Raw genomic sequence first — 11,313 nt, forward strand, 5'->3', positions numbered from 1 at the left:
AGATGGATGATGTTGAATGAAAAGAGCTCGAATTATTTATAATCCGACGTCAGGTAGAGAAATTTTCAAAAAACATTTACCAGATGTTCTGGCTAAACTGGAGAATGCTGGTTATGAAACATCTTGTCATGCGACGACGGGTCCAGGTGATGCAACAGAAGCGGCACGAATTGCTGTTGAAAGAAAGTATGATATTGTTATAGCAGCTGGAGGCGATGGAACGTTTAATGAGGTGGTCAATGGATTAGCTGAACAGGAGTATCGACCTAAATTAGGCTTAATTCCTGTAGGAACCACAAATGACTTTGCCAGAGCCCTACATATTCCTCGTGATATACTAGCAGCAACAGATGTCATTGTTAATGGACAAACGATTCCAATCGATATAGGTCGCATGAACGATAAATACTTTGTCAATATTGCTGGTGGTGGTCGAATTACCGAGCTAACCTATGAAGTCCCGATTAAATTAAAAACGATGCTCGGTCAACTAGCTTATTATATTAAAGGGATTGAAATGCTACCTTCATTGAAACCTTATAAACTCCATTTGGAATACGATGGAAAACTATATGAAGGGGACGTAATGTTGTTTTTAATTGCTCTGACAAATTCGGTTGGTGGCTTTGAAAAACTAGCTCCAGATGCTTCAATTAATGATGGTTATTTTACATTATTGATTTTAAAGAAAACAAATTTAGCAGATTTTGTGCGGTTAGTTACACTAGCTCTTCGTGGAGATCATATAAAAGATCCAAACGTTATCTATACGAAAGCTAACTACGTTAAAGTAACTTCAGAAGATGACGTACTCATTAATTTAGATGGTGAATTAGGTGGGAAAACGCCTGTAGAATTTAAAAACTTATATCGACATTTTGATATTTTTGCTCCAATTGACCAGTTGCGTAAAGAGGATCGTATTGATTTAGAACCAGAATTGGAGGATTGATAAAAGGGCTTTTTCCCTTACTACTTAGTGATGGGTAAGCCCTTTTTATTTTGTTAAAAATTCAGCCTAATGTCGTTCTGTTTATTAAAAGAAATTTTTTCTAATTTTAGTAAACAATGTATAATGTAAGTTGTTTAACGGATTTTTAATAAATGAAGGTGAATAGGATGAAACAAGAGATGCCTGTAAAGGTAAATGACTATATTGATATAGAATTTGTTGATTTGACTCATCAAGGTCAAGGGGTAGCTAAATTAGATGGCTATCCGATTTTTGTTCCAAATGGATTACCTGGTGAAAAAGCAAGAATAAAAGTGGTGAAAGCAAAAAAGAATTATGCCCATGGAGAATTGATTGAGCTTAAAGAACGGAGTCCGTATCGAGTGGATATTTCAAAAGAGGAAGAGCATAAATACGGGGGCTGCCAAATCCATCATATGACTTATGAAGGCCAGTTAAAATTCAAACAAAACCATGTTGAACAAGTATTAGCTCGGATTGGTGGACTAGAGAATGTTACAGTTCATCCGATTATTGGGATGGATAATCCATGGCATTATCGAAATAAGGCCCAAGAGCCGGTAGGTGAAAAAGATGGTAAATTAATTTCTGGATTCTTTAAGCCGAGAAGTCATGAAATTATCCCAACGGATGAAAGTGTTATTCATATGGAAGAAGTGAATGAAGCGATTCAAGTGGTTAAGGAAGTTTGCAATGAATTCAATATATCTGCTTATGATGAAAATCATCATACAGGTATGCTACGAAATATTATGGTCCGCTATGGAAAACAAACGGGCGAATTAATGGTAGTCTTAATTACACGCACAGAAAAGTTGCCTAATAAAGAGAAGATAGTTAATCAATTGGTAGCTCGATTACCGAAAGTAAAGTCTATTATTCAAAATATTAATTCGGAACGGACGAATGTTATATTAGGTAAAAAAACGAAGCTACTTTGGGGAGAAGATGTGATTTATGACAAAATTGGGAATGTAATGTTTCGAATTTCGCCACTATCCTTTTATCAAGTCAATCCTGTCCAAACGAAAGTTTTATATGATAAAGCATTAGAGTATGCGGATTTATCTGGAGAAGAAACTGTCATTGATGCGTACTGTGGCATTGGTACGATTTCTCTATTTTTAGCGCAAAAGGCGAAAAAGGTTTATGGTGTAGAAGTAGTTCCAGCCGCTATTGAAGATGCGAAGTTAAATGCACAGATAAATGACATAACCAATGCTGAATTTGAAGTTGGGGAAGCTGAGACAGTAATACCAATATGGGCTGAAAAAGGAATTCATGCTGACGTTCTTGTAGTTGATCCTCCCCGTAAAGGCTGTGATGAGTCCTTGCTAAAGACAATAATCAAAATGAAACCGAAAAAGGTTGTCTACGTAAGTTGTAATCCATCCACATTAGCAAGAGACTTGCGGATCTTGGAAGACGGAGGTTACAAAACAATTGAAGTTCAGCCAGTCGATATGTTTCCACAGACGGCGCATGTGGAGAGTTGTGCGTTGCTTATAAAAAAATAAATATTTGGAAAAGCTCGTTTCTGAAAATCAATGAAACAGGCTTTTTCGAGGAACATATATTTTTTAATGTACTATATTCAAATTAATTATCATGTAAAGGGGATTTAAGAAATGTATATTTCGAGCATAGAACTAAATAATTATAGAAATTTTAGGTCAAATATTATTGAATTTAACAAAGGAATTAACGTAATTATTGGCCCTAATAATTCAGGTAAATCTAATTTATTAAGAGCTATGGCATTAATATTTAACCCTTCTGAAAAAAAGAATTTATCTATTGATGATTTTAATAAGACTATTTCACTTGAAGAACTAAAATTGCAACCACCTAAAATTAATATTTCAGTAACTTTTAGTCAAGAAGATAAAGAAAATTTAATGGGAGATGATTTGGTTATAGTAAGTCAATGGTTGACTAAATTGGAGGAGCCATACGAAGCAAAATTACATTATGAATTTTGCTTGCCATTAAAACACCATGAAGATTATAAAAGAATGTTATCTTCAGCAAAATCTGAAGTAGAGGCTTGGGAAATTATTGATAGAAATTTTTTAAGGCTATATACATACAAAATTTATGGTGGTAATTTAGAAAATCAAATTATAGCAGATGGAGAGTATTTAAAGAAATTTGATTATCAGTTTTTAGATGCTATTCGAGATGTGGAAAGGGACATGTTTAGCGGGAAGAATACACTTTTAAAAAATGTTTTAGATTTCTTTATGGACTATGATATTAAGTCTAAAAATATAGATGATAGTGAAAAAGAACAACTAATAAAAAATAAAAAAATGCAATTTGAAGAAAAGGCTAAATTATTACTGGATTTATTGAATGAAAGGATGCTAGAAGGCAAGAAACAAATTTTATCGTATTCAAAAGATATAGGTGCTTCTTTTGATAATACTGAACCCAATTTTGCAGGCAGCATTACAGATATTGAACTTTATTCAGCACTTCGATTAATTATAGAAAATAAAACTGGAATTCAATTGCCTATAACACATAATGGCCTTGGCTATAATAATTTGATTTTTATGTCTTTATTATTGGCAAAAATGCAAGTAAATGCGAGTGAAACGTATCTAGGAAGTAATGCGAAAGTATATCCAATGCTTATTATTGAAGAACCAGAAGCACATTTACATCCTACGATGCAAGGACAACTATTAAAGTTTTTAAAACAAAATTTAAAACAAAAAAAGGTGCGACAAATATTTATAACTACACATTCCACTCATATAACAGGATCATTAAGTTTAGATGAATTGATTTGTTTATATAAGGTTAATAATGAAACACACGTTAGTTATCCAGGTAGAGTTTTTGAAAATAATGAAGATAGTAAGAAATATGTAGAAAGATTTTTAGATGCTACAAAATCCAATATGCTCTTTGCAGAAAAAATAATTTTAGTAGAAGGAATGGCAGAACAATTGCTTATGTCTGTTTTTGCTGAGTATTTAGAAAAGTTGTTAGAAGATAACCATGTAGCAGTTATCAATGTAGGTGGAAGATACTTCGATCATTTTTTATATTTATTTAATACTAAAAATAAATATGCAATTAATAAAAAAGTTGCATGTATTACAGATAGAGATCCAGAAAGAAAAAATCTTTCAGTAGAAAAAACTTCCTATAAAAAATGCTACCCTTTTGAAATGCAAATTGAACCGACACAATATGAATATAAATGTAATAAACGAAAAGCAGACTATTCATCAAACATTGAATTTTTCTTACAGGATGAGGTTTATGGAAAAACCTTAGAGTATGATTTAATTCGTTTTAACCCTACTGCTGAAATTTTAATAACAAATTCAATGTCGAATAAAGAAGAAATAAAAGAACTCATGGATTTGTATGAAAAAGGTAAAGATTTAAATAAAATGTTTGAACGAATAAGTAAATCTGAAGAAAATAATAGAATTATTGAGGCACTTCAAAACCCAAATTTGAAATGGGCTGAAAATGACAAAAAAATAGCATTAATAGCTGCTAGATATTTAAATTCAGTGGGCAAAGGTGTTAATGCTTTGGAATTAGCTCATGTTTTGCAAGAAAATTTAACAAAAAAAGGTACGAAAGAATATGTGAATTTTGTAGTTCCAGACTATATAAAAGAAGCTATAGAGTGGGTGTGTGAAAATTGATTACTATTACATCAAATGATCAAATTCCTATAGAACAACATTTTAAAATTATAGCTGGGCCAGGTGCAGGAAAAACACATTGGTTAGTTAACCATATAAAAAATACTGTTAAAAATTCTGTACGATTAGAAAAGACTCGGAAAATAGCATGTATTACATACACAAATATTGCGGTAGAGACTATTATGAAAAGGTTAGGTACTAGCGTAGCCAACAGAGTAGAAGTATCGACAATTCATAGTTTTTTATATATGCATGTTGTAAAACCCTACCTATTTCTAATCGCTGATGAATTTGAAGTAAACTTTCAAAAAGTTAATGGTCATGATATAGTATTGCCCCAAAGAAGAATTGTTGAAAAATGGCTAGAAAATCATAGCCGTAAATCGGATTTAAAGCATCCAAATTCAATCAGTCAGTTACAATTTGTTGAGGTTAAGAAAAATTCTTTATGGTCATGGCTTTCGAATTTACAATATAAGTTTGATGTTGATGGTAATTTAAAATTAGTTGGTAATAGAGATAAAGCAGGTTCTATCATTAAAGTGGTAGAAATCTTAGAAGATGATTTACTTAGCTATAAAAAACTAAGTTGGGCAAAAGGCAAAATTGATCATGATGATGTTTTATTTTTTAGTTACGTATTAGTTACAAAGTATCCATTTATATTAAAAGTTTTAAGAGCGAAATTTCCATATTTTTTCTTGGATGAATTTCAAGATACTAACCCAATTCAATCAAAAATTATTAAGTTAATTGCTGAAGAAGAAACAATTGTTGGTATTATAGGGGATCCTGCACAATCCATTTATTCCTTTCAAGGGGCAAGTCTAAAAGAATTTAATAATTTTCAATTGGAAAACATGGTTGAATATCAAATTCTTGAAAATAGACGTAGTTCAAATCAAATTATTGACTTATTAAATAGTGTTCGAATGGATATTGTACAAAATAAATATAAAAATATTGATAATGATGTACCTATATTATTTATTGGAAAACCTATAGATGCTTTTAATAGAATAAAGCAATTATATGGGGAAGATATTATTATTCATACATTGTCTAGGGATAATCTTACAGCTAATGCGATGAAGTCAATGATTACTTTAGATGGAATGAATACAAACTTATTAACAATATTTAAAGAGGCGGATACTGATCCAAAGAGATATAAAATAATTTTAAACTCGGTTGAATCCGTTGAATTTGCACGAATTGGTGATTATAAAAATGCATTGGAAAAAATGAAAGAGTTGTTTAGTGATTATTCAAATAAAGAAAAAATAAACAACTCTATTATATTACTTCAAGAGTTATTACGTAACTATAGTAATTATAAAGATAAACCTATTATGGATTTTTATAATATTTTAAAACCATACTTTAAATCTATGGCTGGATTTAGAAAAGGAGCTGCTAAAGATTTTTATAATAGAAATTTATATAAGCACATTGCGATTTGTATAAATTATAAAGATGATATTAGTCATCATCGTACTATTCACAAAGCAAAAGGTGATGAATTTGAAAATGTTTTATTAATTTCGGAATCTGATGAATTTTTAATTAGTCCTGATTTAGAAAATGAAGAGGAACATCGGATTTATTATGTTGGTATGAGTAGAGCGATAAGTCTGTTATTCATTGTAGTTCCTAAGTTATTAGAGAAGGAACAGAAGTTTATAAAAGAAAAATATAGTATTCGGATAGAAGATCTGTCGGACATTCCACAACTTAATTGAATTCAAATATAAACTTATTAATATTTTTTTAGAAATTGATTCCAGCCTTTCTTATATGAGAGCAATGTTGCCGAAAGCGATTTTTTATCTAGGATAGTAAGTTTTTCAAACTAAATAAGTAGATAAGGAGATCTTTTAGAGATGCAAACTGATTTTTATGAGTTAAAAAAAGAATTAATAAATAAGAAAGTAGCTGATTCAATTCAATTTTTGGATAACGTTTTATTTAATTTTGAAACACTAAAATATTGTAGGAATTTTATAAACAAGTTGACAGAAGAATATGACCGAAGAATCAAGGAGTATCATTCAAGAATTAATAATGAATTGCGAGATAGAGGTAGTGCCTCTATAACTATATTAGATAATTCATTTGAAATACTAGGATTAACAACTGATTTACCATTTTTAATTTCAAAGTACATTAAGGATATAATACAGTATGCAAATAATATTTTAGATTCTTTAGCACAATTAGTAAATTGCGCATTAATATATCCTCAGTATCCTAAAGATAAGGTTGATTTTGGTTTTCTTAATAAAAGTAATAGAATTGTAGGGCTTCAGAGTGTAGAAAAAGCTTTTGAAAATATTAGTAATGCTTCAGAATTCTCATATTTAAGGAAATCAAATAATAGAATAAAACATATTATGGATATTCCTACAACTTTTGAATTTAATTTATTTGACGATAAAATGATAGGTTTTATAAACAGTTTTGAAAAAAATGGTTTGAAATTTAAAGATGTAAAAATAAATGATAAATGTAATAATATTTGCACTTTTATGTCAGATTGTATTGATAATGTATGTTCTGCAATTATGAATGAATTGGTTTTAGTTAACCATAAATATCGATTTAATAAAGTAAATATTTATGGACAAATTGCAAAAAATTCAACTCAAACTAATGAAGAAATTGATTTAAAAAATGCAGATTTTCTTGTTGTCTATATTGAAATTGATGAAACGGATATATCAAAAACTCCAAGTCAAATTGAATTACTATATGCTGAAGTGAGAAACGATAATATAGAAGTATTTAATTATGATTATGATTTTGTATTAATTAAAGCTGGAGAAAATTTTGTTGGATATGCTGAAGCTGCAGAACCAATAGATGAAAATTACAAAAGTTATAGAAAATACAATGTAATTCTTGATGACAAAAAATTTTATGAACTTGTATTTAATAAAACGAAAATGAAAATTTATCCGTTTGCATCTAATGGAAAAATAGTCATTTACAACAAAGAAAATGAAAATTAGATTTAAAAATATTTTAGTGGACAGTAAATTTAATTTTTCTGGATAAAATGTGGTTTCAGGCAAACACTGCTACATCAAAATGTCTGCGATCGCCACTCAAGGCATGTGGAGTGTTGTGCGTTGCTTATAAAAAAATAATTCTTTGGAAAAGCTCGTTTTTGAAAATCAATGAAACGGGCTTTTCCTATATACTTTATGCATTTAAAAAATCATTTGCAAACCGATAATAAATTTTCGGTGAACCGTCTTCTTTTATTTCGATTCGATCAACCAAACGGTGAAGCATCTCAGGGGTTAATTTATTGAAATGTATATATTCTTTTAATTCATTTTTTAGTATTTTCATATTCTTTCGTTCCCGTTTGGATTGATCTTTAGATTTTTCTAGCTTCAGTTTATCGGACATCAAATCATTAATTTTTTTATTGATTTCTTCAATTGTTAAGCGGTATTCTTCAATATTAATACTGTTATCTGCAAGCAATGAGGTTAACTGCACTTTCTGTTTTTTGAGCTTTTCAATATTTTGCATCCATCTGTTGAGTAATACTCTTGATATCATTCAGGATTATTTCTTGCTTTTATACCATGGTCTCCCTTGGGCTTTCATAGTCTTTTAAATATACTTCTTCATACTTTATGTTGCGCCAAAAACGTTCTATGATAATATTGTCCAAAGCACGTCCTTTACTGTCCTTTTTCCACCTTTCTTATTCCTCCAGCTAATCATAATGTATTGTAATCAAATTTTAGCGTAGGTTATTATTGGGGAAAAGTGTTTAATTTTATCTGGCAAAAACTGTTAATTATAGTTTAGCAGTTACAGACTGACATTACTCTAAGTAATCGTTGTCCATTTTTTGTTACTTTCTGCAATACATTGTACAAGTCCGGGTACTTAGGACGCTATTTTAATTGAACAAACGTGTTCTGAGACACTTTATCGAGTTCTTTTGGTTTTCGTAGTATACATATTCATCTATATATTAAAAAGTAACATTGTAATGTAATTACTGATTGAGCCACCTTCCTTTATTTAGGCTGTGAATAATAACGTTTATATCTATATTACTTTGACGTAATATCTTTACTACTATGTCTATCGTTTGTGGCTATCATACACTAAAGTCTATCAAAAAGGAATTATACTAATTATTGTTGAAGTACTAATTGTACCTTAAAGGAGGAGAAATAATTGGGATATGTTGATGAATTAAGAGAGATGGTTGGTCATAGACCTATTATATTAGTAGGTTCGGTTACAATAATTGTCGATGATATGGGGAGGTTGCTACTCCAGCAACGTAAGGAACCAAGACGTGCTTGGGGAATAACGGGAGGATTAATGGAACTAGGAGAATCTACTGAAGATACAGCAAGGAGAGAAATTTATGAGGAGACTGGTTTAATAGTTGAAAAGTTGCATCTGATTAATGTTTATTCAGGACCTCAACATTATATAAAAACAGAGATTCGAGATGAACTATTTCTCGTTACAATTGCCTACTATACCAAAGGGTATAAAGGAGAACTAAACATAGATAAATCTGAATCCATTAATTTTAATTTCTTTTTTCCAGATGATTTACCCAAAAATATTGTTAAAACCCACAAGATTATTTTGGATGAATTTCTATCTAAATTTTACAAATCATGTAGATAAAAGTATTTATATTTATATAATTATTGCATTCAAATTCACCATAATATATTTATTCCGTTTTTTCATAAACACACTTGTAAATACTCGGCGGAAAATATTATTAATTAAGTTACAGAATATGTTAATGGAGCGTCAATCATAAGAAATAATATTAATGCATTACTATATATGATATAATTTCTAAGAAAAAGAGAGCAATTGGAGAAAATCAACAGATTACGTAGGAGGGATTTTTTTGAAGTTAAAAGAAATTGCAGACCTTTTTATGGTAAAAGAAACAACAGGAAATTTAGATATTGAAATTACTGGTTTACAAATGGATTCTAGAAAAATTAAACCAGGTAATTTATTTGTCTGCGTACCGGGTATTAAAGGCTTTCTTGAGGACAGACATCTATTTGTAGAAGATGCAATAAAGAATGGTGCAGTAGCTCTTGTGCTGGAACGAGATGTAAAAGTAGATGTGCCAAAAATTTTCGTCAAAGATGCTAGACATGCATTGGCTGTCATTGCTACACATTTTTATAATTATCCTTCTCATGAAATGAAACTAATAGGAATAACTGGTACAAACGGAAAAACTACAACATCTTATATTATAGAAAGAATATTAAGTGATTATGGCTTTAATACAGGAGTAATGGGAAATAATGGGGTAGTAATTGATCATAAAGTTTACCCTACTGATATTAATACTCAAGAGCCACCTATACTACAACATAATTTACGAAAAATGAGGGATTTAAACACTGAATATTGTGTAATGGAAGTATCTTCTCAAGGTCTTGACATGAAAAGAGTGTTAGGTGTTAACTTTAGAACTGCTATATTTACAAATCTTACTCAAGACCATTTGGATTACCATGGTAACTTTGAAGAATATAGATTTATAAAAAGCCATTTATTTACAAGACTTGGAAATACGTATAACTCATTAGATAAAAAATATGTTATCTTAAATGCAGATGACCCTAATTCATCTTATTTTCAAAAAGCAACTGCAGCGGAAGTTATAACCTATGGTATAAATAATACTGCTGATGTTTCAGCAAAGAATATTAGGGTAACACCAAAAGGTATTCAATTTTTACTAAAATCATTTAAAGGTGAAATAGACATTGAATTGCAATTAATTGGTTATTTTAATGTTTATAATGCTTTAGCTGGTATTACAGCGGCTCTTATAGAAGATGTTCCGCTACAAAATATTAAAAGTAGCTTATCGAAAATTAAAAGTGTAAGAGGCAGGATGGAAGTAGTTGATGAAGGACAAGATTATCTTGTTCTTATTGATTATGCCCATACACCAGATGCATTAGAAAATGTATTAAAAACTGTTAAAGAGTTCTCAAAAGGTAAAATAATTACTGTTTTTGGTTGTGGTGGCGATAGAGATAAAACAAAACGACCAATTATGGGCGAAATTGCTAGTAAATACAGCGATATGGTGATAGTTACTTCCGATAATCCTCGTTCTGAAAATCCAGTTAAAATTATAAAAGAGATTGAAAGTGGGATTATTAAGTCAAGCTTAATAGAATACGAATTAATAGTTGATCGAGAGGATGCTATTACTAAAGCTATCAATATGGCTTCCTCTAATGATGTTGTTATAATAGCTGGAAAGGGTCATGAAACTTATCAAATTCTTAAAGATAAAACGATACATTTTGACGATAGAGAAGTAGCTAGAAAGGTTATAGTGAAGAAGGCATAAATAAGAACGTCTTAAGGAAGCTTCTAATTAATGCGATATAAAAAGGTAGGAAAGCTGAGTTAATTTCCAAATCATTCGAACCATCACGCCACTCCTGGAAATAAATAGACTTATAAGTTTCATCCAGAGGAGGATCTTATAGAAACAATAAGGCTCTTCGCTGTTTAATGTTGAAAAAACAGGTTACCAGTGCCCATAGGATTCTATCATTTCCTTGTTTGCCACCGGTATTATCTTAGATGTAGGATAGGTTGTCAAGGAAAGCACTTGAC

8 protein-coding genes are annotated in these 11,313 nt (G+C 30.3%); 7 read left to right on the forward strand and 1 reads right to left on the reverse strand.

Annotated elements, in window-relative coordinates; genetic code table 11:
• Window positions 1-16 precede the first annotated feature (16 nt).
• From OEV82_RS07290 to OEV82_RS07310, 5 genes are all read left to right on the forward strand, one after another.
• Window positions 17-952 carry a diacylglycerol kinase gene (locus tag OEV82_RS07290; protein ID WP_263061462.1) on the forward strand — a complete coding sequence of 312 codons (936 nt, stop codon included), beginning with the start codon at window positions 17-19 and terminating at the stop codon, window positions 950-952.
• Between the two features lie 167 nt (window positions 953-1,119).
• Entirely contained in the window at window positions 1,120-2,490 is a 1,371-nt protein-coding gene (gene rlmD / locus OEV82_RS07295) for a 23S rRNA (uracil(1939)-C(5))-methyltransferase RlmD (protein ID WP_263061463.1), read from the forward strand.
• Between the two features lie 111 nt (window positions 2,491-2,601).
• The gene (locus OEV82_RS07300) at window positions 2,602-4,647 is read left to right on the forward strand and encodes an ATP-dependent nuclease (RefSeq protein WP_263061464.1); all 2,046 of its coding nucleotides are present in this window, start codon (window positions 2,602-2,604) and stop codon (window positions 4,645-4,647) included.
• Entirely contained in the window at window positions 4,644-6,392 is a 1,749-nt protein-coding gene (locus OEV82_RS07305) for an ATP-dependent helicase (RefSeq protein ID WP_263061465.1), read from the forward strand. Before OEV82_RS07300 ends, OEV82_RS07305 begins: the two co-directional genes overlap by 4 nt.
• A gap of 141 nt (window positions 6,393-6,533) precedes the next feature.
• On the forward strand, window positions 6,534-7,661 hold the full coding sequence (locus OEV82_RS07310) for a hypothetical protein (RefSeq protein ID WP_263061466.1): 1,128 nt from the start codon (window positions 6,534-6,536) through the stop codon (window positions 7,659-7,661).
• A 193-nt stretch (window positions 7,662-7,854) separates the two neighbouring features.
• Here the strand turns inward: OEV82_RS07310 and OEV82_RS07315 are convergent, their stop codons facing one another.
• Window positions 7,855-8,223 carry a DUF4368 domain-containing protein gene (locus OEV82_RS07315; RefSeq protein WP_263061467.1) on the reverse strand — a complete coding sequence of 123 codons (369 nt, stop codon included), beginning with the start codon at window positions 8,221-8,223 and terminating at the stop codon, window positions 7,855-7,857.
• Between the two features lie 633 nt (window positions 8,224-8,856).
• On the opposite strand from OEV82_RS07315, the gene OEV82_RS07320 reads away from it, so the two are divergent.
• Together OEV82_RS07320 and OEV82_RS07325 are read left to right on the forward strand one after the other, a co-directional pair.
• Window positions 8,857-9,324, forward strand: a complete 468-nt coding sequence (locus tag OEV82_RS07320; protein ID WP_263061468.1) for an NUDIX hydrolase — start codon at window positions 8,857-8,859, stop codon at window positions 9,322-9,324.
• Between the two features lie 235 nt (window positions 9,325-9,559).
• Complete coding sequence (locus OEV82_RS07325; protein WP_263061469.1) at window positions 9,560-11,041, forward strand: UDP-N-acetylmuramoyl-L-alanyl-D-glutamate--2,6-diaminopimelate ligase; 1,482 nt, start codon at window positions 9,560-9,562, stop codon at window positions 11,039-11,041.
• Window positions 11,042-11,313 lie beyond the last annotated feature (272 nt).

It is taken from the genome of Pallidibacillus thermolactis (assembly GCF_025660415.1).
Classification (GTDB): Bacteria; Bacillota; Bacilli; order Bacillales; family Caldibacillaceae; genus Pallidibacillus; species Pallidibacillus thermolactis.

What these genes read in the sequence shown, in the direction of transcription:
- OEV82_RS07290 (WP_263061462.1), top strand. Translation starts at nt 17, where the DNA reads ATGAAAAGAGCTCGAATTATTTATAATCCGACGTCAGGTAGAGAAATT.
- rlmD (WP_263061463.1), top strand. Translation starts at nt 1,120, where the DNA reads ATGAAACAAGAGATGCCTGTAAAGGTAAATGACTATATTGATATAGAA.
- OEV82_RS07300 (WP_263061464.1), top strand. Translation starts at nt 2,602, where the DNA reads ATGTATATTTCGAGCATAGAACTAAATAATTATAGAAATTTTAGGTCA.
- OEV82_RS07310 (WP_263061466.1), top strand. Translation starts at nt 6,534, where the DNA reads ATGCAAACTGATTTTTATGAGTTAAAAAAAGAATTAATAAATAAGAAA.
- OEV82_RS07315 (WP_263061467.1), bottom strand. Translation starts at nt 8,223, where the DNA reads ATGATATCAAGAGTATTACTCAACAGATGGATGCAAAATATTGAAAAG.